Source organism: bacterium (assembly GCA_016708315.1).
In the GTDB taxonomy this organism is placed as follows: domain Bacteria; phylum Zixibacteria; class MSB-5A5; order CAIYYT01; family CAIYYT01; genus JADJGC01.
On sequence record JADJGC010000023.1, the window covers coordinates 443,114 to 469,487 of the forward strand.

Annotated in this window: 19 protein-coding genes; 8 read left to right on the forward strand and 11 right to left on the reverse strand. The window is 51.7% G+C overall.

Translation table 11 applies throughout. The features are described from left to right. Window positions 1-55 precede the first annotated feature (55 nt). Entirely contained in the window at window positions 56-2,464 is a 2,409-nt protein-coding gene (locus tag IPH59_14240; GenBank protein MBK7092854.1) for a T9SS type A sorting domain-containing protein, read from the forward strand. 260 nt (window positions 2,465-2,724) lie between these two features. On the opposite strand, the gene IPH59_14245 is transcribed toward IPH59_14240, so the two are convergent. Beyond that, the gene (locus IPH59_14245; GenBank protein ID MBK7092855.1) at window positions 2,725-2,949 is read right to left on the reverse strand and encodes a hypothetical protein; all 225 of its coding nucleotides are present in this window, start codon (window positions 2,947-2,949) and stop codon (window positions 2,725-2,727) included. 164 nt (window positions 2,950-3,113) lie between these two features. On the opposite strand from IPH59_14245, the gene pepF reads away from it, so the two are divergent. After that, window positions 3,114-4,997 carry an oligoendopeptidase F gene (gene pepF, locus IPH59_14250; protein MBK7092856.1) on the forward strand — a complete coding sequence of 628 codons (1,884 nt, stop codon included), beginning with the start codon at window positions 3,114-3,116 and terminating at the stop codon, window positions 4,995-4,997. Between the two features lie 522 nt (window positions 4,998-5,519). Here the strand turns inward: pepF and IPH59_14255 are convergent. The 3 genes from IPH59_14255 to IPH59_14265 all read right to left on the reverse strand — a co-directional run bounded on the left by IPH59_14255 (window position 5,520) and on the right by IPH59_14265 (window position 9,088). Next, complete coding sequence (locus IPH59_14255) at window positions 5,520-5,726, reverse strand: hypothetical protein (protein ID MBK7092857.1); 207 nt, start codon at window positions 5,724-5,726, stop codon at window positions 5,520-5,522. Window positions 5,727-5,728: 2 nt separating this feature from the next. Beyond that, window positions 5,729-6,628, reverse strand: coding sequence for an SPFH domain-containing protein (locus tag IPH59_14260; protein ID MBK7092858.1), 900 nt, complete (start codon window positions 6,626-6,628; stop codon window positions 5,729-5,731). Between the two features lie 183 nt (window positions 6,629-6,811). Further along, on the reverse strand, window positions 6,812-9,088 hold the full coding sequence (locus tag IPH59_14265) for a carbohydrate binding family 9 domain-containing protein (protein MBK7092859.1): 2,277 nt from the start codon (window positions 9,086-9,088) through the stop codon (window positions 6,812-6,814). A gap of 324 nt (window positions 9,089-9,412) precedes the next feature. Between IPH59_14265 and IPH59_14270 the strand changes: the two genes are divergently transcribed. Next, entirely contained in the window at window positions 9,413-11,458 is a 2,046-nt protein-coding gene (locus tag IPH59_14270) for a M13 family metallopeptidase (GenBank protein ID MBK7092860.1), read from the forward strand. Between the two features lie 110 nt (window positions 11,459-11,568). On the opposite strand, the gene IPH59_14275 is transcribed toward IPH59_14270, so the two are convergent. From IPH59_14275 to IPH59_14285, 3 genes are all read right to left on the reverse strand, one after another. Beyond that, window positions 11,569-13,305, reverse strand: a complete 1,737-nt coding sequence (locus IPH59_14275) for a hypothetical protein (protein ID MBK7092861.1) — start codon at window positions 13,303-13,305, stop codon at window positions 11,569-11,571. Between the two features lie 2 nt (window positions 13,306-13,307). Next, on the reverse strand, window positions 13,308-15,032 hold the full coding sequence (locus tag IPH59_14280) for a peptidase U62 (protein MBK7092862.1): 1,725 nt from the start codon (window positions 15,030-15,032) through the stop codon (window positions 13,308-13,310). A gap of 187 nt (window positions 15,033-15,219) precedes the next feature. Next, entirely contained in the window at window positions 15,220-15,684 is a 465-nt protein-coding gene (locus IPH59_14285; protein ID MBK7092863.1) for a CoA-binding protein, read from the reverse strand. Window positions 15,685-15,858: 174 nt separating this feature from the next. Between IPH59_14285 and IPH59_14290 the strand changes: the two genes are divergently transcribed. Together IPH59_14290 and IPH59_14295 are read left to right on the forward strand one after the other, a co-directional pair. Next, window positions 15,859-16,293: a hypothetical protein gene (locus IPH59_14290; protein MBK7092864.1), complete on the forward strand. Its 435-nt coding sequence runs from the start codon at window positions 15,859-15,861 to the stop codon at window positions 16,291-16,293. A 27-nt stretch (window positions 16,294-16,320) separates the two neighbouring features. Beyond that, on the forward strand, window positions 16,321-16,884 hold the full coding sequence (locus IPH59_14295) for a redoxin domain-containing protein (GenBank protein ID MBK7092865.1): 564 nt from the start codon (window positions 16,321-16,323) through the stop codon (window positions 16,882-16,884). 104 nt (window positions 16,885-16,988) lie between these two features. On the opposite strand, the gene IPH59_14300 is transcribed toward IPH59_14295, so the two are convergent. Further along, window positions 16,989-17,774, reverse strand: coding sequence for a hypothetical protein (locus tag IPH59_14300; protein ID MBK7092866.1), 786 nt, complete (start codon window positions 17,772-17,774; stop codon window positions 16,989-16,991). A gap of 388 nt (window positions 17,775-18,162) precedes the next feature. Here IPH59_14300 and IPH59_14305 point away from each other — a divergent pair, with 388 nt between their 5' ends. Both IPH59_14305 and IPH59_14310 read left to right on the forward strand, forming a co-directional pair. Continuing rightward, window positions 18,163-19,509 carry a hypothetical protein gene (locus IPH59_14305; GenBank protein ID MBK7092867.1) on the forward strand — a complete coding sequence of 449 codons (1,347 nt, stop codon included), beginning with the start codon at window positions 18,163-18,165 and terminating at the stop codon, window positions 19,507-19,509. 103 nt (window positions 19,510-19,612) lie between these two features. Then, window positions 19,613-20,221 (forward strand): DUF1579 domain-containing protein, encoded by a 609-nt coding sequence (locus tag IPH59_14310; GenBank protein ID MBK7092868.1) that lies wholly within the window; start codon window positions 19,613-19,615, stop codon window positions 20,219-20,221. A gap of 17 nt (window positions 20,222-20,238) precedes the next feature. On the opposite strand, the gene IPH59_14315 is transcribed toward IPH59_14310, so the two are convergent. The 3 genes from IPH59_14315 to IPH59_14325 form a co-directional block, all read right to left on the reverse strand. Then, window positions 20,239-23,658 (reverse strand): hypothetical protein, encoded by a 3,420-nt coding sequence (locus IPH59_14315; protein MBK7092869.1) that lies wholly within the window; start codon window positions 23,656-23,658, stop codon window positions 20,239-20,241. 348 nt (window positions 23,659-24,006) lie between these two features. Further along, complete coding sequence (locus tag IPH59_14320; protein MBK7092870.1) at window positions 24,007-24,438, reverse strand: hypothetical protein; 432 nt, start codon at window positions 24,436-24,438, stop codon at window positions 24,007-24,009. Continuing rightward, entirely contained in the window at window positions 24,435-25,556 is a 1,122-nt protein-coding gene (locus tag IPH59_14325; protein ID MBK7092871.1) for a glycosyltransferase family 39 protein, read from the reverse strand. Before IPH59_14325 ends, IPH59_14320 begins: the two co-directional genes overlap by 4 nt. Before the next feature lie 120 nt (window positions 25,557-25,676). On the opposite strand from IPH59_14325, the gene IPH59_14330 reads away from it, so the two are divergent. Further along, on the forward strand, window positions 25,677-26,369 hold the full coding sequence (locus IPH59_14330) for a hypothetical protein (GenBank protein ID MBK7092872.1): 693 nt from the start codon (window positions 25,677-25,679) through the stop codon (window positions 26,367-26,369). The last annotated feature ends 5 nt before the right edge of the window (window positions 26,370-26,374 follow it).

A 26,374-nucleotide genomic window follows, 5' to 3' on the forward strand; every position in this document is an offset into this window, starting at 1 on the left:
GCTACTATCCTTCCGGTCTCGCCACTTCAAAATATCTCCAAATTGGGGAGGCCTTATGAACCCGACTTTACGCACTTTTGTCTTTGCCTTGTTTGCGGTTCTGCTTGTGCAGGCGAATGCTTACGCCCAATTCGATGTCAGCGTCCATTTCAATGGGGGCAGTGATGTCGTTTACATTGGTGAAGACAATATTCTCGAAGTCTATATTACCAACAGTTCTCCTGTGGAAGGCATGACCGTCGGATTTGAGTTTTCAAATTCAGCCGGTTCATTTGAACTGGTGAGTCCTTATGGAACCCGGCCACCCGCTCCGAATGCTTCTTTTATCATGGAGCATGGCGATGCGATCGACAAATTTGCAGGCATCGGTCATTTGCTTGTTGTCACCAACCGATTACCGGACAGTGTTTTGTTCGGCGGTGCAGATGCCAGCGCAGGTACGGCAACTGATCTACCGGTTCATATGACGCCTACACTCTGTTACTCGATGAAGATTAGGATTCCTGCAGGTCTCACACCTACGGAGTCTGCGTTTTGTGTAAACAACATCTTCTACCCGCCCGCTGGTACCTGGCTAATGGTCAGTCAGGACGGCTCGGGCACGCCCTATTCTCAAGTTCCGACTTTTCAAGGGCAGTCCAATTCATCCGATATGGTTCCCGATGCGCCGTCCGTCTATTTTGATCTTGTCCAGCGGCCGCCTTGCGATCCACTGCAGTTGACGAACTGTCCGATAGTTCTCAAGGGCGATTCCGTCACGCCGATTGTTTGGAATTTCGATGTAACTCCTGATGACGTCGAGCCGGTAACGTGGACGGTACAAGCGCTCGATGCAGTAATAAACACACCTTCGATTGATGCGGATGGTAATTTCTCGTTCTTGCTTTCGGCTTCTGAAGCCGGTTCGTTCAAGCCCTTCAGAGTAATTGCAGAGAATGAGTGCGGGCTGGATACTTGCGACTTTGACGTCGAGTATATAATCGGCGACCAGCCATTTGTAGTGCAGATCGAAAAGACTCATAGCACGCTGCAGGGCAACTACGAGTATGTTTCGATTACAATGCAACATTCGTCATATTCAATTGGTGGTTTTGATTTTCTTGTTGGCTACGATGCAAGCGCTCTAATTTTCAATACAGCTCAACTCGGTGAAGATTTGGGACCTGCCGGTTGCGGATGGGAGTATTTTACTTTCCGCTATGGAGCACAAGGCAACTGCGGTGGAGTTTGTCCCAGCGGTTTACTTCGAGTCGTAGCCATTGCTGACGCAAACAACGGCGCCAATCATCCCGATTGTTTCAATGTTGCCCCTGGCGGCGAACTGGTGAGACTCAAGTTCTATGTGACGAATGATCGGCTGTATGAATGCCAGTATATACCGATTCAGTTTGCCTGGATGGATTGCGGCGACAACGGCATTTCGAATGTGGGCGGCGATACGCTTTGGATTTCGAGCAAGGTGTTCGCATTCGAGAATACTGATCCGCTGAACGACCCGAGATTCGAAATTACCGACAGTTCGTGCCATTTCGCGATCAGCTACGGCGGCGCCTGCGTCGACTGTAATGTTTCGGCGAAGTATGCGCCGGTGCGGCACGTGATATTCTGGAATGGCGGAATTGATATCGTGTGTGCCGACTCGATTGATGCACCGGGGGATCTTAATTTGAACGGTATCGGCTACGAGATTGCTGATGCTGTGCTCTACACGAATTATTTCCTGAAGGGTCTGAGTGCCCTAAATCCCAATCCGCAAACCCGCGAGGCGCAGATTGCTGCTTCGGATGCAAATCAGGATGGCACGACGCTGACAGTCGGCGATTTGGTGTATCTGCTTCGTGTGGTGGTCGGAGATGCTCTCCCCTATTCAAAATTGGCGCCATTTGCGAATAGCGCAGTTGTGTCGATGAGCGACGGTTTGATCACGACAGAGTCATCGGTCGAGATCGGCGCTATGGTGGCGACATTCAGGGTCAGCGGCGACTATGTTATCAAGAGTGCCAGTGATATGAGTGTTCTGTCGGCTGAAGAAAACGGTGTGGTGAGAGTGCTCGTTTACTCAGGGCTCGAAGATATGTCCAAGCGGTTATCTGCCGGACGCAACGAGATATTCTCGATCAGCGGAGACGTTGAACTGCTGAGTACTGAAGTTTCCGACTACAACGGCAACATGCTGACGACGGCACTGAGTAAGAGCGTCTTGCCAAGTGAATTCAAGCTGTTGCAAAACTCGCCGAATCCATTCAATCCGGTCACCAAGATCGGGCTCGATTTGCCGGTAGTATCAGACTGGACGCTGGAGATATTCAACGTTGCCGGTCAGTTGGTGACGAGCTATTCGGGACGTAATCAAGGGCATACCGACATCGAATGGAATGCAGCCAATCAGCCGAGCGGAGTCTATTTCTACAAGGTTCGCGCCGCGGATTGGACTGAATCAAGAAAAATGCTTCTGTTAAAGTAGCAGGAGCGTTTTAACCGGCTGGGGCGAAGATTTGGTAGATTGCGTATATTAGCATAGCCAATGCGGGCAGTAGCGTGAGAGCGAAAGAAAGGCTGTTCCAATGACTATCGAGACCGGTCCGAATGCTGCGTTACCCTGCTTCCCTATCCGGAAAAGCACCACTTCAACGATCCATCCACCTGTGTAGCAGATATTCGCTGCAATTGCAAAGAGGATAACCAGGCCACTTGCGCAAGAATATCCCATCGGAATCTCGGGATTCAGGGTCTGCCGTGAGCGGTTAAACTCATCAGTATCGCCGCAACTGCACAGAACGCACCCGAAATCAATCCGCTTGCGCCGACGATCAGATTGTAAGGCACTCGTCGAATCTCCCACCAATAAATGATTTCGCGGACAGAATTCGGCGGCGACTCTCGTCTGAGATACTTACTTGCCGTGATCCTGCGCCAGAGACTTGGCTTTCGTTCGGAATCGTTGTCCATTCGCCCTCATTGTTACAGCTATTTCTACGAAAATTATACCAATTGAACCCCGGCCGCAATGACTTCCGGCGAAACTCTCCCTTGCTTCCAAACGTAGTCTCTATTATCTATCTAAATCGATTCATTGAGGAAATGGTCCACAGAACATATAGGAGACACCATCCATGAAGAGTTTCAAAACAATCACATTGGCAATGTTGGCTCTGCTGATAGTCGCCATGCTGCCGATCAATCTTTATGCGCAGGCGAAGGAAGCCCCGACGCGCGATCAGATCGAGGATAAGTATAAATGGAATCTTGCCGATTTCTATGCTTCCGATGACGCGTGGGAAACGGCTTTTGCAGCGTTAAAGGGCCGCATTGGCGAGGCCGCGCAGTATCAGGGCAAGCTGGGTAAGTCATCGACGATGCTGGCCCAGTGCCTGATGTTGAATGACACGTTGGGGATGATTGCCCATCGGCTCTACGTCTACGCCAGTTTGAGTCTGGATCAGGACAATCGCGTCAGCAAGTATCAGGAGCTTGCCGATCGTGCGCGGATGCTGTATTCCGATCTTGGCCAGGCGACGGCTTTTATGGAGCCGGAGATTCTCACGATACCGGATGAGAAGCTCAAATCATTTCTGGCGCAGGACAAGGGGCTGAGTGTTTACACGTTCTACCTGAATGATATTCTTCGCCGCAAAGCGCACATTCGTTCGCAAGAGGTTGAGGAAGTTCTTGCGCTCGCATCGCCGGTAACCGGCGCGCCGAGCCGGATTTTCACGATGATTGATGATGCCGACGTCAAGTTTCCTAACGTCAAAGACGCCGACGGCAACGAGATCGAACTCACCAGAGGCCGCTACGGTCAGATTCTGGAATCGACGAATCGTGAAGCGCGCCGCGCCGCCAGCGAAGCCTACAACGAAACTTACATGAAGTACAAGAACGGACTCGCCGCGACACTGGCTTCATCGGTAAATGCCGACGTGTTTGCTGCGAAGGTTCGCGGGTACGACAATTGCCTTCAGCGCGGGCATGAGCGCGACAGCATTCCAATAAATGTATTCCACAGCCTCATCAAGGCTGCCAGCGAGAATCTGGCGCCGCTGCACAAGTACATGGCGCTGCGCAAGAAAGTGCTGGGAGTCGATACGCTGTTCGGATTTGATCTTTCGGTGCCGCTTGCGCCCGATACCAAGATGGAATTCACCTACGAACAGGCGCGCGAGTATGTCATGAAGGGACTTCAGCCGTTGGGCAAAGAGTACCTTGCCAACGTCCAGATGGCGCTCGACTCGCGTTGGATCGATGTTTATGAGACACAAGCCAAGGGCAGCGGCGCCTATTGCTGGGGTACCTACACTGTCCACCCGGTGATGCTGCTGAATTTCTCCGGCAGGCTCGGGGATGTGTTCACACTTGCCCACGAGATGGGTCACTTGATGCACGGCTATTATTCAAACAAGAATGAGCCGTACATTTATGCCGGACATTCGCTGTTTACTGCGGAAGTAGCATCGACGTGCAACGAAGCGATCATGATCAAATACATGCTGTCGCAAACCAAGGACAAGAACGAGAAGCTGTTCCTGCTCAATTACTACATTGATCAGATCATCGGCACGTTCTACACGCAGATCTGGTTCTCAGAATTCGAGCTCAAGATTCACGAAATCGTCGAAAACGGCGGCGCGCTTTCTGCGGACGGATTGCGGAAGATTTATCGCGAAGTGTACCAGAAGTACTATGGACCGGACATTTTCATTCCGGAGAATCGCGATCTGGGCGGAATGCGCATCAGCCACTTCTATCGCCAATACTACGTCTATCAGTATGCGACCAGTTATGCGGCCTCGCAGATGTTGTCGCGCAAGATACTCGCCGGCGACAAGACGGCAGTTGCGGCGTATATGGATTTCATCAAGACGGGCGCTTCCGACTACCCGGTGAATATCCTGAAGAAGGCCGGTGTCGATATGACGACGACCGAGCCGTTTGCTCAGACGATCAAGACGTTCTCGGAGTTAGTTGACGAATACGAGAAGCTGCTTCTGTCGAAGTAGTCGCGTAAGATCATAGTTTGTGAATATGCAGAGCGGTTGGAAGGAGACTTCCAACCGCTTTGTGGTACTGCGCTATCCCAAAGCGAGAGGGAGAAACACGAGTTGGATAGCGAAGATTCGTACAGATAGAAGACTTAAACTTATAGGAGGCGAATACAACCCCCTAGCCCCCTTTGCTAAGGGGGAATTGCGGCGGGAATGTGTTTGTTATACGTAGTGGCAGAGAACACACCCCGCCTTGAGCGTGCTCTCCGCCGTGGCGAATCGCACACTCAAGGCACCCCTCTCGAGAGGGGAATCAACTAAGGGTATTGACCGAGTGCATGGGTTACAAGTCAGATCAGTTTGGAAGTACATGACGCCCTCACCTCCCGCGAAGCGCGGGATCTTCGACCGACCCTCTCTCCCGCAAGGCGGGACCTAGTCGGCCACAGGGAGAGGGAGAAACATTGCTGACCGGGGGCGGGGGCATGGGTAACACTCACTGAGTAACAGTGCGAATAGGGTTGTGGTGTTTGGGGGCTATGAGTCGGAAGTTGTGTCGGACGATGTGTCGGGTGGGGGTTCGGAGTCGGATTTGGCGGGAAGGCGCTTCGCATCACGAAGCGCCTTACGCAGGACAAACTCGATCTGGCCATTGAGGCTGCGCAATTCGTCATCGGCCCAGCGCTGAAGCTGGGCCAATGTCTCCGGATCGATCCGGAGCAGGAATGACTTCTTCTCAGCCACGTCTATTGATACAGCGTTCCGGTGTTGATGACCGGCTGGCTGGAACTCTCACCACAGAGAACCACCAGCAGATTCGAGACCATCGACGCCTTGCGTTCGTTGTCGAGCTCGATGATTTTCTTGCGCGACAATTGTTCGAGCGCCATTTCGACCATTCCGACTGCGCCTTCGACAATGAGCGTCCGTGCCGCGACCACGGCGCCGGCTTGCTGGCGGCGAAGCATGGCTTCGGCGATTTCGGGCGCATAGGCGAGGTGGCTGATGCGGGCTTCTTGCACTTCGACGCCGGCTTGGTCGAGTCGCGCCTGAATCTCTTCGCATAACTGCTGGGAGATAGTCTGTGTGTGGCCGCGCAGAGACACCCGCTGTTCGCTGTGAGAATCGTATGGATGTTGCGTCGCCAGATTACGAACCGCCGACTCGCTTTGAATTTTGACGAACTCCTCGTACTTGTCGACCTGGAAACTGGCTTCGGCGGTATCGACAACGCGCCAGACCACGATCGCACCGATCTCGATCGGGTTGCCGTCGATGTCGTTGACCTTGAGGCGGCTGGTCTCGAAGTTACGAACACGCAGGGAAATTTTGACTTTGGAATAGAGCGGATTCGCCCATCTTAGTCCGGCAGTCTTTGCCGTGCCGACATACTTGCCGAAGATCTGCATAACTCGACCTTCATTAGGATTGACCATGAAGAGCCCGCCCATGAAAAAGATGTCGAGCATGAGTACAATCGCTGCCGTTACTTTCAGGAACGGCGGAAGGATAATCAGCCCGGCGACACTACCTAAGAGCACAATGATGAGGAAGAACAAGACGCCCCAACCGGAGACGACTGCCTTCTCGATTTCTTTGATTGTGCCATCATATTGTTTGATCACGTTAACCTCCTGTGATATCATTTTGATATTACGAAGATATCGTAGAATTGTTACGAAAATCAAGCGGATTTTCTGAAAATCTCGTAATGCGTTGTTATACTATTGGTTAAGTGCAAGTAAATTGAGCCTGAACGGGAAAGCGCGATGGCATTTGGGGACCATCGCGCTTCTTTGTTACGGTAGAGCTACCGAGGGTTAGGTTCTTTATGTCTGGAAGAGATACTGCAATTTCATGAAGAATTGACGTGATGTCAGCCGCCACTTGGAGGGCTCATCCTGATAGAAGTCGACATAGCTGTAGTTGCTAGAGGAGCCGACGTAGAGCACCGAAAAGGGGCTGACCTTGTAGGTGACAAGCGGATCGACATCCCAAGCTTTGGCGAAGTCGTTGTATTGGACGATGACGCGAAGAGACAGCGCGCGTGTCGCCTGATACAAGAATCGCGAGCGGCTGATATATCCGCTGAAGAGTTCAGTTTCGGAATCCCAGTCATCAGCGCCGGAATAACTCAAATCGGATTCAACGATGAGGCGGTCAAAAGGTTTCAGGCTTACTGAGAATCCGATATTGGACTCGCTTGTCTCGGTAAGAGCGAATCGTGCAATACCGCGAGAGCGCGAACCGTAGAGACCGAATCCGAAACCGGCGGTTGGCCGGGCGTTGACATTGAAGCCGGTTTCCCAGAGATCAGCGTAGCGCGTGCCGAGATAGTGCTCGGTGTTCTTACTATAGTAAAACGAGAGATATGTCTGGGCTGTACGGAGTTGCAGGTCGGTACCGACGTTTAGAATCGAAGCCTTGGGACTGCCGTTCCAGAACCAGCGTTTGAGATTGTATGTCTTGGGGATGATACGTTCGATCAAGCCCGACTTGGTATAGAATGTGTACTGCGAGTAGAGTGACAGATTGCGATAGTCATTGAGCGGGTCGTAGCCAGTCTCGGTGCGATACGACGGGCTGACGTGGTCGTAGTCCAGCGTGAAACTCCAACTGCGAGCCTGACGGCGGAAGCGCGAGATCAAGCCGGTGCCATAGAATTTCTCTTCATCGAGTGCGGTGCTGTACTTGCCGTCGTCAAAGCGCATTCCTTCCATGTATTGGTTGGCTTCGGGGTCGAACAATTCGCGGGTGTGGGTACCGATATACTGGCCGTCAATGCTATATGATTTGGAAAGCCGGAAGTCGCCATCGATAGCGGCAACGGTTCCCGAACCGCCTTTGTCCCACCGGCGATCAGTGAGGATCATTCCGAGGCGCGAGTCATTGCCGAGTGCGTGGGAAACGCGCACGACGTTGGCGGTGCTTTTGCCCGAATTGAAGAGCAAGCTCCGTTCCGGGAGAGGAATCAGGTAAGGAGTATTTTCTTCGTATGCCGTCAGCACACCGATAGTCGTTTTGCCGGTGCGCCCGGTCATCTTGGCGGCGAAGATCGGGTCGTTGATTGTTCGCGTATAGAAGGAATTGAACAATGTCCGGAAGATATCACTTCCCTCTTGGAAGAACGGACGACGTTCCGGGTACATTAGGGCGATCGTGGAGTTGACATCGATCTGTGCGGCATCGGCTTCGATCTGGCTGAAGTCAGGATTGTAAGTGGCTTCCACGGTGATGTCTGAAGTCAACGCATACTTGCCGCCGAGCGCAAGTTCGCCTTCGGGGTTGGTGTTTTCGAATCGAGAAGATGCACCGTCGGGACGAGAGAGACTTCCCGATTGCGAAGCGACAAACGACGGGAGGATTTCGATTCCCTTTCCGGGTTTGACATCGCGAATTCCGGTGACAGTTCCCCACTGACAGGGCCAGCACTGCTCGTTGCGGTCGTTGGCAGTCCACGAATATTGTTTCATAGTTTCACGCGGACGATTGCGCCAGAAGTCTACTTTCCAAGCTTGCTCGGGACGGTCGGGAAAACGCAGGCTCGAAAACGGAACTGAGATTTCGACGGTGTAGCCGTCAGACGTGCGTTGAGCGGCTGATTCCCAAAGCAGATCGTAGCTGGCGTCGGCATCGGCGACGCTCGTCCAGAGCATGTCTTTTTGGATTCCGTACGGATTGACGAAAAGTTCATACGCGACTGTTGCCGTCCCGTAAGTGTCGATGAGCAGAACAACGGCATCGTCGCCGAACCACTGATCGCGCTGGCTCATGGTTGCGCGAATGGCGGAGGGGTCGTCGTGACAGACATAGGCGACATATAGCGCGTTCTCGTCATAGGCGATGTAGACCTCGGTATGCACATCGGCGGGGAGATTATCGCCCGGATTGCGCTCGATAAAATCGGCAACTTTCGTTGCGGAGCTCCAGCCGTGATCCCCGAGTTTGCCGTCGATGTGAATCGAACCGGTGGAGCGCTGGATAGAAAGATTTGGCCGCACATTGAGGGACTGCGACTGCGAGTAGAGCGATGATGTCGAGAAAAGGTAGAGTGTTGTGAAAGCGACAAACAGGAGTGGGATTCCGACACGATAGCTTGTGCTCATACGATGCATCCTTGGACAAAGTGTTTGAGAAACCGCCAATCAAAGCGGTTTCCGATGGCACCCCCTGTCAGGAATGCAGCCGAATAGGCAACACTACGAGTGCGGCATTTTGATCTAATCTCCTCAACCCACTATGTGGAATTACGGAAGGGTTGCCGCGAGGTTTCACTTTTTTTATGAAAGAGCTTACTTAAACTTCAGTGTTCCGAATGGTCGATTAAATTGTTACGGGAGTAAAGATTGCATTGACCAAACCGCCGATGTTTTCGTATATGACTGCGATGGTCAAATTGACAATTATTTATTCTACCAGAGGATAACTTCATGCAATGGTTTTCTCGACTTCCCCGCGTACTGCCGAAAACTGCGGTCGCGATTGTTAGCGGCTTGGTGATGGTAACATCGCTATCGGCGCAGACGGGCGTAAACACAGCGCATATCGACCGCTCGGTTGATCCGTGTGCTGACCTCTATATGTTCTCCAACGGCACCTGGTACAAATCGACGGAAATTCCCGCCGACCGTGCGACCTGGGGTGCATGGGGCGAGCTGTACGAAAGAAACCTCAATGACCAGAAGTCGGTGCTGGATGCAGCGGCGGCCTCGGGTGGAGCATACGGGAGCCCCGCGCAAAAGGTCGGCGACTTTTTCAAAACGGCGATGGATACAGCAGCGATTGATGCTCTTGGTTTCACTCCGCTAAAGGAAGAACTGGCTCGCATTGCTGCGATTGCGAACGCGACCGATCTTGTCGATGCGTTTGTCCGGTTGCAGAAGAAGACGATATATGTGCCCTTCGCACTTGAAGTATATCAAGACGCCAAAAACAGCACGCGCAATATCATCCAGTTTTCACAGGACGGTATCGGATTGCCTGATCGCGATTACTATCTCAATGAAGATGGCGAGAGCAAAGAACTGCGTGCTCAATATGTGCAGCATATAACCAACATGCTGAAACTGATTGGCGAGTCGGATACGGAAGCTGCGGCAAGCGCGCAAAAGGTTATGGCGCTGGAGACACGATTGGCGAAAGCATCGATGACGCAGGTTCAGCGCCGCGATCCGGATTCGACCTACAACATGACCAATATTGACAAGCTCAAGACCGACGCAGGCGGATTTGATTGGAATCGCTATTTCGCACAAATGAATATCAAGAACCCGGGCGATATAAATGACAATCAGCCGTTGTTCACCAAGGAAGTTGCCGCAATGATGAGCTCGACTCCTTTGGCGGATTGGCGCGCGTATCTGCGCTGGCATTTGGTTAAGGAGACGGCGCCGTATCTAAGTTCAGCCTTTGTCAACGAAGACTTCAGTTTTGACGGAGTAATCCTGAGCGGCCGCAAAGAACTGCGTCCGCGTTGGAAGCGCGTGATGGCGACTACTGATGCCTGTCTTGGCGAGATGCTGGGCAAGCTGTATGTCGAAAAGCACTTCAGCCCGGAATCGAAGAAACACGCCGAACAACTGGTGGTCAATTTGAAGGCGGCACTCCGTGATCGTCTTGCGGCGATTGACTGGATCTCTGAACCCACGCGCAAGAAGGCATTTGAAAAGCTGGATGCGATCAAGTACAAGATCGGATATCCGGATAAGTGGCGTGATTATTCGAAACTCGAAATCAAGACTGATTCATATGTTCAGAATGTTCTGCGCACTTCAGAATTTGAGTTTCAGCGCAACCTCGACAAGCTGGGCAAACCGGTGGATCGCGACGAATGGTACATGACGGCGGCGACAGTGAACGCATATTACGCCTCCAGCCTTAACGAAATCGTGTTTCCGGCAGGAATACTTCAGCCGCCGTTTTTCGACATCAACGCCGATGACGCGCTCAACTACGGCGGTATCGGAATGGTAATCGGCCATGAATTGACACATGGATTCGATGACGAAGGACGCAAGTATGATGCTGACGGCAATCTCAAGGAATGGTGGACTGCCGAGGACGCCGCGAATTTTGAGAAGCGCGCCGCGGCGATCCGAACTCAGTATAGCGAGTACGTCGTTGTTGATACCTTCCGCGTCAATGGAGACTTGACCTCGGGCGAGAATATCGCGGACCTCGGCGGAACGAAGATCGCTTACTATGCGTATCTAAAGTCGCTTGAGGGCAAGCCCCGTCCGCCAGTGATTGACGGCTTCACGCCGGAGCAGCGGTTCTTTATCAACTTCGCCCAATGCTGGCGAGGCAAGATCCGCGACGAAGCGCAGAAGATGTATCTTGCCACGGACCCGCATTCGCCGGACATATTCCGCATCAATGGGACAGTTTCGAATCTTCCGGAGTTTATTGAAGCATTCGGATGTAAGCCGGATGCTCAGGGAGTGCGTCCGGTTTCGATACGAGTGAACATTTGGTAGCAGTGATACTCGCGAGAATGTAGCACTCGAAATGAAGAAGTCTCCCTGTCGTGGACAGGGAGACTTTTTTTGTGACAAAGAGTCGTAGTTAAGTGCTACGACGCGATTGTTTAGTTCTCGGCCAAAGGCGACGGTAAGACCGGCGGCTTCTTGACCTTGGTGTCGATCTTCTTCAACTCCATCTCCTCAATTAAGAGAGACGGTGTCACTATCGTTGCCGGCATTTCATAGTCATTGCCAATCAGGTAATTGTAGACATAGCGGCTGTTGTCGGTTTGCACGATATCGCGAAGGATTCGCACATTGACATCAGTGAATTGCAAACCACGGAGAGGCTCTTCGCGACCGTCGGCATAGACGCGGAAGATTTCATAAGGTTGAGTCAAGCCGGCATCAGGAGTGCCACCGAGTTCCTGACCGAAGAATTGGAAGCCTCCCGTCGGGGTGCCCATATCCTGCAACTTGGTGACTAAGATTCCATATGGAAGATCGATGTCCTTACACATGGCGATCAGGTTCTTCTTGAGTTTGTCGGTGGTGATTTTGTCGGTCGACTCGAAGATCAGATTCGAGGGTTTCGCCGTGACATCTTTGCTGACGGCACCGCGGGCGCTGCCGTTAGCTTCTTTGACCTTCTTGGTTGGTGTAATACCAATCAGGAGGTTGACCAGCTTGCCGTTTTCGACCAGTGTGGCACGCTGCGGTGGATTGCCGGCATCGTCAACTTCGTAGGAACCGATCAAAGGCATGTCGCCGATCTTTTCCAGCGTCGGGTCATTGTAGACATTCATCGTAGTCGGCAAGACGCGGCGGTTAAGCTTGTTTCCAAAGTCGGAGCCTGCACCCATCATTGAACTCATCTGATCATTTTCATAAACCGGTCCGGGCTGATTCGAGACATTCTTGGAGAACAGCTGACGCAGAAATTCACCAGCGGCTTCACCTGAGAACATGATGGGACCGATGTAGTCTTCAAGCGTATCGGCGTTGATCATGCTGTTCATTTTCTCGGCATTGGCTTTTGCCCAAGCGATCAACTGCGCGCGATCGGGAATGCGCTTGAAGTCATTGACGGTGATACGATCAGAATTGATGACATCTTCACCGTCTGTCGAGCGACCCGACATTGACAGGCTAAAACCGTAGATGCGGTCGCCACGCAAGGTGCGCGTGCCTTCACTATTGGCAAGGTACTGATTGACCACAGAGGCGGTGATGTTCAACTCTGAAGAAATGATTGCGGGATAGGCACGGAAGACCTCGGTCATCGGCTTCGCCAATTCTTCGAAGAACTCGGCTTCGACATCGAACACTTCCGGCTTGTCGAGGAATTTGTTCGCCGGAAACTTGATACGATCGTCTGGGCGATCGTTGATAACGCGCGACTGCAAGTAGGCGCGCTTTTTGGAGAGGTTTTCGAGCGCCGACTTATAGACTTTGTCGGTGGCAAGATAAATCGTATTGCGGATGGCGTCGTAGTCATCTTCGATAGGAAGCGACGTGAAGTCGGTACCGAAACTTGAGAATCCAGAGATGAAATTCGAGTTGTCAAGTTTGTAGTCGCCAACACGCAAGTCGGTGGTGAGATAACGGCTGCGCTCCATCCGCGACTGGAGGAGCTGTCCGAGGCTGGCGGAAACTTCCAGTTGCTGGATGTCGTCGACGGTGTAGCCGATGAAGTAAGGACGTTCGAGTTTCTCCATCACTAACTGCGACGTATTACGCTGGATTTCGTCCTCCAGGACTTTGAAGAACAAGTCGCTGCGGACATCGGCGAGAAGTGATGATGCGGCAGTCAGGCAAAGCAGGACGGCCATCAGGATTGGAGCAAAGATATTCATGCGCATGATTAGTTGCCCTCCTGTCCGGCATCGCTGGTCTTAGTAGGCTTGTACGGAGGTGGGAGCAACGGTGGCTTTTCCTGCTCCTTAAACTTCTTCTCAACCTCCAGTTCGGAGACAAGGATACTTGGCGCAGTCGCCGAGACAGGCACCCAACCTGATTCAGCGCCGCAGGTGCCGTTGAAGATTTCGTAATCATTGCCGGTGGCGACGATACGGGCGAAACTCGAAAGCGGGGTGCCGACGATGTCGACGCCGCGGATCGCTTCGTTCGGACGACCGTCGGTGTAGCACTTGTAGACCAACAACGGGATAACTTTGAATGACTGTGGACCAAAGCGAGATGTGGTGGTGAAGCCGCCGGAGATATCATAGAAGATCAATCCGTACGGTTTGTTCTGAGTTCGACATTCTTCACGAAGCATTTCCACCAGTTTGTCAAATGATACTTCGTTTGATGATTTGACCATCAGATTGCCCTGCCGAGCGACAGCATCCATCCCCGCCTGCTTGCGGCCATGGGCGTTGGACTTGGGGAAGCCTTTGACGGGAGAGCGCGAGAGCAGAAAGTTACGGAGAACGCCTTTCTCGACGACGGTAACCGGCGAGGTTTTGACGCCTTCGTCATCATAGCGATAGTGGCCGCGCAGGAATATGCCGTTGAATTCGGCCTGTGTTGGATCGTCATATACATCGATGAAATCGGGGAGGATTTTCTCGCCGACTTTTTTCGCGAAGGTCTGGCCTTCCATTTCAGATTTCTGGCGATGTCCTTCGATGCGATGGCCGAAGATTTCGTGGAAATAGACACCGGTGGCGCGGTTCACCAGAATTGCCGGGCCGATGTATGGCTCGGCAAGCGGCGCTTTGAGAAGTGCGTCGAGTTCGCCGATCAATCGCTGAATCGTAGCAATGATCATTTCGTCGCCGGGCAGATCAGCCGGATCAGAAGCATCAAAACTCTCGTAGCGGCTAATGCGCATTCCATCGGAAGCAGTGCCTTCACAGCGCACGAAAAGGCGGGCATAGGATTGACCAGTCTGGATCATGGAGCCTTCGCTGGAGACGAAGAAGCGATTGTCGTTGGTAAGTTGAAGCTCGAGGCTCGATTCTTCGACAAAGCTGTACTCTTTGAAAAGCGAACTCATCTCGCGAAGACGGCTCTTCCAGACTTCGGCATCAAGAACAGCAGCGGCGGTTTCGCCTATGTAGTTCTCCGGTTGTTCGCGCGAGAAGTCGGCGGCAGTGTCTTCCTGCTCAACCATAACTTCCTGATTAGTCTTGACCTTGGTGTATTGCTGCAAAGCGGCTTTGTAGTCCTGATCGGTGGCATTCCAGATCACCGTGCGAATAGCCTTTTCATCATCGCTGAGCGGCAACTCAGGCGACTGGCTGAAATTGAAGTCGAAACCAAATCCACCGCGGATTTCCCGCGTGTTGTCGAGATCATAAGTTCCGACACGCAGATCGATGTCGAGGACGCGACTGCGTGACTCGTCTTCCTTGGAGAGAGCCCCATAGGACGCCGTCAAGGAATGGCGGTCGGTGTCGGTGACGTGATAGGCAAGGAAGTAAAGTGGAATAGAGTCGGCATTTGCGAGGGCCTTGAATGAGCGGTCAAGCTCAGTCTTCATGGCGGTCAGCAATGGCGCCTGCTGTGCGCCCAGAAGCGGACACACCAAGACAGCGATTGCGAGCAGTGCAATGGGCAGCGCTCTAACTCGTGATTTCATCAAGCCTCCAGAGATGGCTACAAGTTGTTTTCCGTGGCGCCGATTCTGGCGCATAAGTTCTATCATATAGTACGCCAAAACGCGCAATTCGATGACGCGCCTGAGCGTTGTTGAAGATGATACAGGATTATAGATGAATTGAACGGCAGAACCCATTGAAAATATAGGCTGGATCTCGGCGCCAAGATCATTTCGGATAGTTGCCGGTAAGCTTGGAGAAGAAACGATGGACTCGGTGGACATAACCAGTGTCAGAGAGGAACATCATCGGGCAGCGTCCTTCAATCACATCGATATGGTGTTCTTTACAGAACGAGATCGCATTGGGACTCGATGCTCCGGCGCCGGCGGCTCGATACAGCCAAACTGACTTGACACCAACATCGCGACACTGAAGAACGATGTCTTCGGTGACATTGGGCGGTGTCATAATGAGAACGGATTCGACCGGCGGGTGGATTTCCTTTAGTTCCGAGAAGCAATGGTGGTCGTCAATGAGTGAAACCAGCGGATTCACAGGGAAAACTTCGAATTGTCTGGATTGAAACTCGCGGAAAACTGTTCGGCTGAAATCGCGTGGATCCCGGGAGATCCCAACAATTGCCAGTCTTTTTCTGGCAAGGAAATCCTCGATATTCTTGATACCTGTCATAAAGCCTTCCCCGGTACTTGGACCAGCGGAGTTTTCGACACTTGCAGGAGTAATAGCAATAATGGTGTAAGATGTCAAGTATTAGTTTGTACTTGAAAAGCCGGACTAAATCGCGTATCTAATCGTGGGGCAGAAATCACTCATCGTATTGTATTGAATCGAGGACTATACGAGATGCCTTGTAACAGTGTTGTAGAGCTAATTCAGGTTGTTATAGATGACCGCGATCGACTCAAGGACTACCAGTTTGTCAAGAAGTCGTGCGGTCAGGGCGTCGGCAACAACTCGTTGTTAATAGACATCTTGCGCGGAATGAGCGTTGATGAGCTGCTCGAGGTAGATGCCGAGAGTCTGCTGGCAGTTGACCGGACAGACGATGAGGTGCTTGAGTTCTTGCGGTTGAAGCACTTGTTTGCTGTCCAGGCGACGCTGGAAGTACTGACGGGCCGATTGACCGGCGGAAAAGGCGAGTCCTGCGCGGTAGCGGATGTTGCATATGATGGCGACGAGACGATCATGAATGCAGAAATCGATGTCGATGTCATCACTGAACAGATTGCTGCCTGTGCCGGCTGTAAAGGCGGATGCGGACAGCCGATTAAGTCATAGGTTGGACTTCCCTCTTACGTTACCCGCATGAAGAAACTGATCATTGTCATCACCGTGCTTGCAGTCGCCGGAATGGTCTATTGGATCGTAGGGAAAGACAAACTGCAGAACTACTACGAAGATTCCGACAATTCCACACCACAACAGACTTCGAAAACGACCGAGAAATACCGTTTACTGATTGGTCAAAGGTTTCCGACTACCAATTTGACAAACACCGACGGTCACACTGTTAGCACATCGGAATTGCTCAAAGGTGGTAAGGTAGTCTTGTTTCTTGACCCGGGCTGTAACAGCTGTGAAGGGATGATCAGCAAGTGGGTGGGGCTGGTAGATAAAAGGTCGGTGAGCGCTGAGGAAGTGATCGGAATCTGCAATATGGATCCGGTAGACGCGGCGTTGTATAGTCAAGAAAGAAGAATGAACTTTCGTCTTTACTGCGACACGGCGAGATACTTCTGGAACAATCACGACGTGACGGACTTTCCGTTGCAGCTCGTGGTCGGCAAGTCAGGCACGATTCACGAGCATACCTTCGACGTGGGACGGCAGATATTTCCCGATCAACTCAATCGTTGGCTCCAGAACTAACATTTCCGATACAAAAAATCGAAACCCGGGAGGGGATCCCGGGCTTCTCAGGCAGAAAGCGCATCAGGTGTGAAAACACCTACAGGGGAGGTCCGGTCTGCACGTCAAGCGTGCAGTAGCTTGAAAACCGTGTCGGAAGACATTTGGCCCTGAGCAGCAGCTGCAAGGCTCGAATGCTCCTGTACGACTAATTTCATGAATTGCGCCTGCTCAGCGGCTGATTCCCGGTCACGAACTTGTGATCCGGCGGCAGAGAGATTCTGGGAAGCGACCTCGAATTTTCGGACAGTGGCTTCGTACTCGCTCTGAGTCTTTGCCTCAGATGAGACCAGTGCTTCTTTGAGCGACCGCAGTTCGCGGTCAACGTCCTTGACCGCATCCTTTGCACTCTCGGCGGAGGAGACATCAAGCTGTGCCACGGGACGTAGATTCGCGGCAGCATCGGATGAGCCATCGAGGAGCTTTTTCCCGGAGAAACTGGCCTGCGCAAGCATATCATTGTATTCGCTTACAACAGCGTCAAATGAAGCCTGAAATGCCTTGCCACGTTCGGCATTGACGACCACTTCCCCGGCAGCTTCGACAGCCACCTCTCGCATCTCCTTCGCCTTTTCGATCAGTCCGCCGATAGCTCCGGCAGCGGCTTCGTTGCGCCCCATTTTGAACTCCAACGAACGCAGACTGTCGGTCAGCGAACCGATTTGTGAACGCATCTGCTGCGAAATCGCCATCTCATTTGGCGGTTCCGGAGTCTCGACGAGCGCGCTATTCTCATCGATTTCATCCTGGGCAGGAGGAACGCGATGCGAAGTTTTGCTGATACTGCGCTGAATCAATGAGATATTCCGCACCGTATTCATTCCCGCAAAACCGCCCTGCACCGACGACATGACAACCTCCTACCTTCCTTGACGCTACTAATACAAGCAACAGGCTTGCCGCAGCGAGAACGGCGAGGACCCGATTCTGTAAATCATTGTCGAAACACGAGTTGGACAGAATTGCCTAAGAGCACTGTAGGATTTGTTTCATTTGTTTCGAAGAGAAACTAGGGAGAGAGCGCCATAAGAAGTGTATGAATCCCACACAGCGATCAAAATGGCGGGATTGAATAGTAGGATGGACAATGGGAGTTCGCCAGTAATGTGGGATTCACTCCCCACCAGCGGAAGATTGTGCCAAGTGATGTCGTTGCGGTTCAACACCTTTTCGATGGGTACGATTCTTGCTTCTATTTGGTTGGGCAAATGAAATTTAACGACTGGCGAGCAGGAAGTAATGAGTTCGATCAGAGCAAACATCACCAATGTCTACCAATCCGGCGAGAGGATTTCCCGTCAGCTGGGTCTTCATGCGGAGGCTGGTGACGGGAGCGCCAATCAAGTCGGCGCTTCGGATTTGCGAAAAGAGATGTCGGATTCGTCGTCCGCCAATCGACATAAGAGAAGTTCAAGGGTACAGGATTCCGGGCGAGCTGAAACCCAACTGGGATTGCCGGCTGAACCGAATGGAAGCGCCGGCAGAGTCGTCCACTCTGAAAAGAATCAGACGGATGATTTCAAGCGCTCGTCTGAATCATCCACTGCTCCAAAAACCAGTTCAATGGGCGAAGAAGCGAAGGCAGCCTATCAAGATGCCCAAGACGCTGAACTGCAACTGAGAAAGTCGCATCGTGAGGGCATACTCAAACAATATGATGTTGCCAAGGAACGTGTGACCGACAATGCGGTCAAGAATCGTGAATCGGCAGCCCAAACAAAGAGCCTCAGTGTTCTGGAGCAATTCATGCAGAAGTTGCGCGAACAAGCGAAGGCGCGCAGCTTGGAAAGTGATGATGAGCTTCTGAACGGCGGTGAGCCTCACGATCTTTCGAATTCGATGGCTTCAGCTGCCGATAGTCAGGAGCATCAAAGCTCTACTGACGCTACCACAGGTTATGGTGCGGGATCAAACAACGGCATTGCGCCGCAAGAAGATCAGGACATGTACACGATTCGTCGTCGCATTCACGACGATTTTTACAATAGTCTTCAGTTCCAAGCTGCTGGAAGTGTCAAGCCGCAGGCGAACACTACCACCGACGTTACGCCGAAGACGGCTGAAAGTCAGTTACCGGCCCAGCAAGTACCGGTTGCTCAGAGACCGGTCTATGAAGCGATTGAGCAGCCGTACCCTATCGATCTGGAAGATTACGTCAAGAAATTAACACTGGCTTTGATTCCTGAAATGCCGCCGGAACTCGGTGAAGATCCGAATGCTGAAGGAATGAGGGTACTTGAGCATCTTCAACGTGAAGGAGTGTTTGGATTGTCTCCCCAAGGGCGGTATCAATCGGTTAACGATTTCATACGCACGAAGGAATTCGAATTTGAAATGGAGCAGAAGGCCTTCACTGAAGATGAGTTTTTGCTGCAGACCGAAACCGCTATCTATGATGTGTTGCGGCGCGGAAATTCCTCGAGCGTCGCGAAGTCGCTGATTCAGGCAGCGGAGGCAGTGAACTCGTTCCGGAACCACTTGATACATTCTTCTGGAGAAGACTTGAGCGTCGCGCCGGCGGTATACTCAAGCTCACAAGCATTGACTTCAAAGCAGGCAGTCTCGGCTTACAACTCACAAAAGTAATTGCAGACTTAGCCTCTCTACGTTATTATTCCCACAACAATCTTAGCATCGCAATAAGCGATAAACACGAAACTCAAGCATTCAAACATTCAGGAGTTGAACTATGCGGCAGATTGCGGCTGTAGCAATTGTGGTAGTAATGGCATTAACGGTATCGGTGTCGGCGCAACAGGCGGCGCCATCACCGGATTCATTGCAGAAGCTGATGGCGACCTACATGGAACTGGCGCAGCCGGGTCCGGAGCATCAATTACTCAATGACATGGCAGGCAAATGGAACATGGAATTGACAATGTGGCCGCAGCCGGGAGCCGAGCCAATGAAGAGCAATCTCACAGGCGAATTCAATTTGATACTTGGCGGACGATTCCTGCAGTCGACATCCAAAGGCAAGATTTTTGGAATGGACAGCGAGACGATGCAAATCTTAGGATTCGACCGACGCTCCAAGAAATACACATTGGTCGCATTTGACACGCAAGGAACTTATTCGGTTTCGGCGTCAGGGACGATGGATCCCAAGACATCGACGATGACGCTGTACGGTGAAGACGTCGATCCGCTAATGAATATGGTTCAGAAGTATGACTTCGTGATTAAGGTCATCGACAAGGACACTCATTCGTGGTCGATCATCTTCAAGAATCCGGAAATGACCGGCGGCGCAGCAGAATTCAAGATGATTGAAATTCTCTGTAAGCGGGCTAAGTAGTCAAGTAACTTGATTGGCTAACGCACGACAATGAACTTGTCGCCAAAGCGTTGGCCATCAAAGGTGACGTAGTACAGAAAGACTCCAGAGGCAAGACGTTCTCCGGAGGAATTGCGAACATCCCAGCGGAAGTCGCCGACCAGATTGTTAATCTCGGCGACTTTGTCGCCGGATGGTGTGTAGACCTCAAGTCGTGAGTTTTCCGGTAGATTGTGGAAAGTGATTTCCCCATCAAGATATGAAAAGGGATTGGGCGAGGCGAATATCGGTGAATTGACAGAGAAGCTGGCGACATCGGAGTAGCCGCCGTCTGAGACTTTTGCCCGCCAGTAATACGTAGATTCGTTTTCCAGTTCCCGCTTGGGAATCCATTCGGCAAAACCATTGTATCCGACAACATTTCCAGCCTCGTGGATTGCGCTGAAACTGTTATCGAGTCCGATCTCAAAAAGGCACGCGACGGTGTCGTCATTGGAGTTGAGTCCGATGCGAAAGGTCGGCGTGGCTGACATCTCTTTGGCGCCGTTGGCAGGCGAGATCAACGAGACGGAATAGTTGACGTCGAGAACGGCATCGATATGGACGAACTTGCGCGCCGTTGCCCAGTTGCTGTAGGCGGAGCCATCGTATGCACGCACAGTCCACCAATAGGCGGTATTGTGAAGATACGAGCCGGTGGTGTAATAGGAAGTGTAGGGACTTGTTTGCGGGCGATTAGGCGAAAGCTCGACCTGCTTGGTCAAGATCGAGTCGGAGAATACGCGAAAGCTGTAAGTGACAGCGTCGCCGTTCGGGTCGGTCGAGTTGTTGGTCATCAACATGATTGGTGAGCCGACGATCTGCTGGTTGTTGGTCGGGGTCATCAGTACCGGTACGGAAGGCGGCGAGTTGGCTTGCGTGACGACGCGGAAATCGGCGGTCGTCATGTAGCTGGACCAGGCTTGGCCGTCATAAGCGCGCGCACGCCAGCGATAGCGAATGTTGTTAGTGAGATTGATAGTCACCGCCCAACCGGTGGTGCCGGTGCCTTGAGCGACGACCGGTGAAAGCGCCAACTGGGTCGACAAGGTTGAATCGAAAAGCTCGAATTGATAAGTCAACGTATTGCCGTTGGCGTCGGTTGCGTTGTTGACGCGCAAGATCGGGTTGACAGTGTTGACCGTTGCATTGTGCGACGGAGCATTGATTGTCGGCGTCGTCGGCGCGGTGTTGGCGGCAGAAGTGTTGACATAAAATGACCGAGTGGATGACCAGCCGGAGTAGTTAACGCCATCAAATGCACGCGCCCGCCAGAAATAGGTCGTGACGTTGTTCAAGTTGACCGGCACTTGCCAAGTCGTTGTGGTGGCGCCCTGCGCGGCGGCGGTGATTTGGGTAGTTATCGAATTGAAGAGTGAAAACTGCGAGACTTGAAACTGATAGGTCAAGGTTGCACCTTCGGGGTCGGTTGAGTTGTTGACAACCAGACTCGGCTGGCGCGTTGATACTGTTGCACCGGCAGCGGGTGAATTTGCGACCGGCGTTGAAGGCGCGGTGTTGACTCCGCTGGGAGTGACGAAGCTTCGCGAAGCAGACCACGCAGACCAGCTTGTGCCGTTGCCGGAGCGACTGCGCCAGTAATAGGTTGTTGAGTTGCTCAATGCGACAGGGACTTGCCAGCAGGAAGTTCCGGCGACGTGCGCGACGGCGCTGTTTTCTTGTGCGATGGTTGCGAAGGTGCTCGAAGTCGAAACCTGGAAGTGGTAGCGGATGGATTGCGAGCAGTTGGTCTGGGTTGAACTGGTGATGCACAACGAGGGCGTTGTCGAGGGCGCAGTAGCGCCGCTTGCCGGTGTCGTCGGTGACGGGACGGTCGGCGGTGTGGTGCATTCGCCGGTGGTCGCGGGAAGCATGATTGCGCCTTCGCCGCCGCGCAAAGAGATTTGGGTGACGACCGGGCCGAGGGTGGCATCAGTCTGGAGTTGGCGGTAGTTTCCGCCCAGGTTTACGGTGACCGGCGTCGATTGCGATCCCCATTTGGCATCGAATCCGTCAACGGGGCGGATATAGACTACGCCATAGGGATATTGCCGCGACCAGACTTTGTAGGAGCCGCCGGATTGATCGACGGCAGGGCCGGTGGCCGCTAATTGGTAGCGCTGTGCGGGCCATCCAAGTTCGTGCCCCATGGCAGGAATCCATGAGAGCGTATCAAAGCCGGGATTGAGGAATGCACCGTAGGCGTTGCCTACTGCTGGACGAATGAAGAACCAAGTGGAATCTGAACGAGCAGCAAGGTAGAAACAGAAATTGTTGTACATTGCACTTTTTAGTGTTGTGGAGCCTTGCCCATAGGATGTGCGCGGGACCGAACTCCAAAAATAGGTTACTCCCCTACTTGCCGCAAGAGAATCACGCGTATAAAGGTTTTCCATCCGGTGAACGCTGGCGTTATTACAGAAAACCGGATCCCAACCATACTCGTAGTGAACGAGGTCACAACCAGACACTTCGGGGTCTTCAAGAACGGTCTTGTGATAGTTGCCGAAGTTGTAAGAGAGATACTTTTTCTTATGGTCAATAGACCATTGGTCGGCAGTATGAAGAGTGTCTCTGACTTCCCTGCCAAACTGCATCATGAGTTGCCAACCCCAATCACCAAATGTGTCGGTTGCGAAACTCAGCAGGTTTGTGGGGGTGGTTCCGGTTTCGACGACGAGTCCTCCAGAGACAAACCCTGAGCCTTTCATTCCAGCAAAGGCATAGTTGTCGAAATAGACACCATCCCAATAGCCAGTCCGATCAGGCCAGTTGCTCGCACCTTCCGGGCTGAAGATGAGAGTAAGGAATTCTTTGTAAGCTTGCCGAAGTCGCGGACTACTAAAATTAGGGGAGAGTCTCGCCGGAGAGGTGTAGGTGTTCATTGCCATGAACAGATACTGAATGTAGTTGTTCGGGACGCGACTCACTGAGTCTTTGGCAGCAATAGTCATCGAGTAAGTTCCGCGAATTAGTAGCGTGTCCCACGAAGATCCATTCCAATTTCTCAGACGTGTGTCATTGTAGAAGTGCATGTAGGCTTCTTCTTGGATTCCACCGAGTGCAACTATTCTATCGCGAATCCAAGCGGCCTTCTTCCCGCCGTTAAAAAGCGTCGAAGAACTACTCCGATATGACGGCATGTCAGTACCGGAGACGTAGTAGTAAAGTTGACTACCGGGAGATTTAGCTCGCCAATCTTCGATGTTGTTTGGGCATTCTGCGTACGGGACAATGCAAGTGTATCTCTGAAACAGCCAATCAGGATCGCCCGGCTTTTCGAATCTGCATGAACCGTCGACACCGGCAAACGTTGCGCCGGAACGCAAGGATTGCGTGAGCGGTGTCGCCTGTTCTGCTGTAAATAGCAAGTAAGGGACTATTAGAAAGACGAGACTTCGCAATATTGAACGAATCACAAGAACAGCCTCCGCGCTGAGAAACCAAATTGATGAACGACGCTTGACCGCAACCTGAAAATTATTATAGTCGTCTTTATCATTAATAGCGAGCAATCCTCGTGCCCTGATAACGGCAATGGAACCCTCTTCATATCATTGACTTATATCGGACGATCCATTGCGTTGCTGTACTCCGTTTGAACATCAACGTCTAGTTAACGCCAAGGGCTTTGCCAACATGCTCAGTAACAACCATTTGACCATATTGGTCAGTAGGAACACACAATTCAGTATTAGGTACTATTGCGGCCAGCATCTGTTTTACGTCATGAAATGGATCTTGAGCCAACTTTGTCAGTCTGAGACTTAATCTCGTTCATAGATAGCATATACGCCAGCTCGATGCCGGAGGCGGTAGAGTACGCCGCCGGAATTCGTGAACTCACTTCCGCAACGGGTGTCAAAGACACCCTTGTCGGTATTGGGGTAGTCTGCTCGTAACAAGTAATCTGGTTGTCGTGATCTGATGAAGGAAAGCAGCGAGTCGGGCGATGGCCAATTGCAGTCAATAGAATCTGAGTAATCATACAAATCGAGATAGAGCAGTCGATGGTAATAGTTGCGAGTATCGAGAACGAGTCGTTCGCCAGACCGAAGCAAAACTTCGCATTCCCTTAGAGTCTCGAAATAGAAGTCGGGAGGATTAGTCAACGGGCTTACAGCACGGAGTTTCTCGGCAATCGCGTTTTCGCTGGGCCGCGAAAAGAACCCAAGAATCACAGGCGTTGCAATCATCATCCCAATCGCGATTGGGATGATGAGTTTCGAGTTCTTTCTGATAGTCGATCAACCAAGAATGAAACTCCAATTCCGGAAAAGCAAAGGAATAGAACAGTTGGCAGAGTCACGAATCGAGCCAATGGGTAACGGGCTAATGTGAGTACGAATGTCACGAGATAGTAAATGACCATTGCGTTCAAGAGCCAAAACAAAAGCGGAAAGTGCCGTTTTTTGAGGGTTTGAAAAAGGCCGACGGCCGAAGCTAAGAACGCCGGAAATGGAATGCTCAATAGCATAACACCGGGTAGAAAAGCCGTTTGATACAGAATTAGCCCGAACCATCCTCGGTTGGCGAGATGATGCTTAATGACGTTGACGTCAAGACTATCGACCGTCATATGAAAAGGATGTCCAAGGTTAACCCACTGAGCGATTACCCACATAAGAGCGAAGCTGTGACTGATGAGGCCGAAAGTAATCGCCTTAATCACGGCGTTTGTTCGGCTGGTTCCGTGCTGATTTGCGCTATCTTTGAATGCGTAAATGACCAGTAGAATAGTCATCATCGAAATGAGCGGACCGCTATCGTAACGCATCATTGTTGCAACCATGCCCAAAATTGCCGATAAGAACAGATTACGCCAACTTGCCGAGTGACGATATAGCAGGAAGAAGTAGATAGAACAAAATACCAAGAAGAGATTGATACCTTCGCTGGCGGCAATCGCCGCCGGGTGAATGAAGAGTGTGCAGAAGCAACAAGCCAAAGCAGAGTAGAATGCCGCGCGAACACCGAATTCGAAGCGAACGGAATGATACAGCGGAAAGATGGTCAACGAAGTTAGCACTAACGAGAGGATTCGCGGTGAGACAGTTGGTTCGTGCCATATGCTGATTATAGCCGCATTTAGATAGCAGTGGAGCGGAGCGAATACCCATGTGACATCATTCGGACCGTAAATGAAGAATGGCGACTTAAGCCAGTTCAGCGCCATTATCGTACGTGAATGGGTGTCGCCGTCGATATAGTTATGAGACAGCAAATACGCTATGGTATTGATTGCAAGAGCGAGCAAGAAAATAAGAGATGGCCGATTCTGGAAGTGCTCTTCAAATTTGAGTACATTGATTTTCATTCGGACAGAATACGGACTAAATTGATCTGCGCAAGCGCTTGTTGATGACATGTTGTGTCTTGTGTATTAGTTGGACAGGATTTATAGTCAGTAGATGAAAATAATCTCTCGGATTAGAGTATGACGGAGACTTCACTTCGAGATAGACTTCGCACTTGGCAGAAAAAAGTTCGAGAAGGTGGTCTCGATTCTATCTTCTATGCCCTAACATGGCGTTTACCGGCATGGTTCTTCCGATATACACATGCTTACTTAGTCCTTGCAAATGACCTTGATGTAGTCGCACCTGACACTAAAGCATTTCGATTTCGACTTGCCGACTTGTCTGATGCAGAAAACTTCGCCTTACTTGGAGTTAGCGCAAAGACTGTAAGGGAACGACTTGGTGCAGGCGACTACTGCGGGGTTGCCGTCAGAGAGGATGGTATGGTGTGTTCAATGGTTTGGGCATCGACCGGACGGCTTTATCTTGACGGCGCCGGAACTACCCTCGATTGCGAGCCGGAAGGAGTCTACGTATACAATTCATTTACGCTTGCCGAACTTCGCGGTCACAGTTTGTATCGAGGATGTTCGGCCGCCGTCTGCGACTGGTTCAAACGCGAGGGTCGCAGTGTTCGATATGGCATTATTGACAAGCTCAACGAGGCATCTTTTAAGGCAAATGGCAGGATCAACTTGAAGAATGACGGTGAGTCAAGGTACTTTCGATTCTGTGGCCTGCACCTATCATTGCTTACCAATTGGCCAAAAACAAGTCGTCGGCTATTCATCTCCATTGGCAGACGCACTCGCGGAGCGCGTATTGTCTAACTTCG

Excerpts from the sequence above, each read along its gene's own strand:
- IPH59_14290 (MBK7092864.1), top strand. The coding sequence starts at position 15,859 with ATGCCTTGTAACAGTGTTGTAGAGCTAATTCAGGTTGTTATAGATGAC.
- IPH59_14245 (MBK7092855.1), bottom strand. The coding sequence starts at position 2,949 with ATGGACAACGATTCCGAACGAAAGCCAAGTCTCTGGCGCAGGATCACG.
- IPH59_14330 (MBK7092872.1), top strand. The coding sequence starts at position 25,677 with ATGACGGAGACTTCACTTCGAGATAGACTTCGCACTTGGCAGAAAAAA.
- IPH59_14325 (MBK7092871.1), bottom strand. The coding sequence starts at position 25,556 with ATGAAAATCAATGTACTCAAATTTGAAGAGCACTTCCAGAATCGGCCA.
- IPH59_14265 (MBK7092859.1), bottom strand. The coding sequence starts at position 9,088 with ATGAGCACAAGCTATCGTGTCGGAATCCCACTCCTGTTTGTCGCTTTC.
- IPH59_14320 (MBK7092870.1), bottom strand. The coding sequence starts at position 24,438 with ATGATGATTGCAACGCCTGTGATTCTTGGGTTCTTTTCGCGGCCCAGC.
- pepF (MBK7092856.1), top strand. The coding sequence starts at position 3,114 with ATGAAGAGTTTCAAAACAATCACATTGGCAATGTTGGCTCTGCTGATA.
- IPH59_14240 (MBK7092854.1), top strand. The coding sequence starts at position 56 with ATGAACCCGACTTTACGCACTTTTGTCTTTGCCTTGTTTGCGGTTCTG.
- IPH59_14270 (MBK7092860.1), top strand. The coding sequence starts at position 9,413 with ATGCAATGGTTTTCTCGACTTCCCCGCGTACTGCCGAAAACTGCGGTC.
- IPH59_14300 (MBK7092866.1), bottom strand. The coding sequence starts at position 17,774 with ATGTCGTCGGTGCAGGGCGGTTTTGCGGGAATGAATACGGTGCGGAAT.
- IPH59_14285 (MBK7092863.1), bottom strand. The coding sequence starts at position 15,684 with ATGACAGGTATCAAGAATATCGAGGATTTCCTTGCCAGAAAAAGACTG.
- IPH59_14275 (MBK7092861.1), bottom strand. The coding sequence starts at position 13,305 with ATGCGCATGAATATCTTTGCTCCAATCCTGATGGCCGTCCTGCTTTGC.
- IPH59_14310 (MBK7092868.1), top strand. The coding sequence starts at position 19,613 with ATGCGGCAGATTGCGGCTGTAGCAATTGTGGTAGTAATGGCATTAACG.
- IPH59_14280 (MBK7092862.1), bottom strand. The coding sequence starts at position 15,032 with ATGAAATCACGAGTTAGAGCGCTGCCCATTGCACTGCTCGCAATCGCT.
- IPH59_14305 (MBK7092867.1), top strand. The coding sequence starts at position 18,163 with ATGAGTTCGATCAGAGCAAACATCACCAATGTCTACCAATCCGGCGAG.
- IPH59_14295 (MBK7092865.1), top strand. The coding sequence starts at position 16,321 with ATGAAGAAACTGATCATTGTCATCACCGTGCTTGCAGTCGCCGGAATG.
- IPH59_14260 (MBK7092858.1), bottom strand. The coding sequence starts at position 6,628 with ATGATATCACAGGAGGTTAACGTGATCAAACAATATGATGGCACAATC.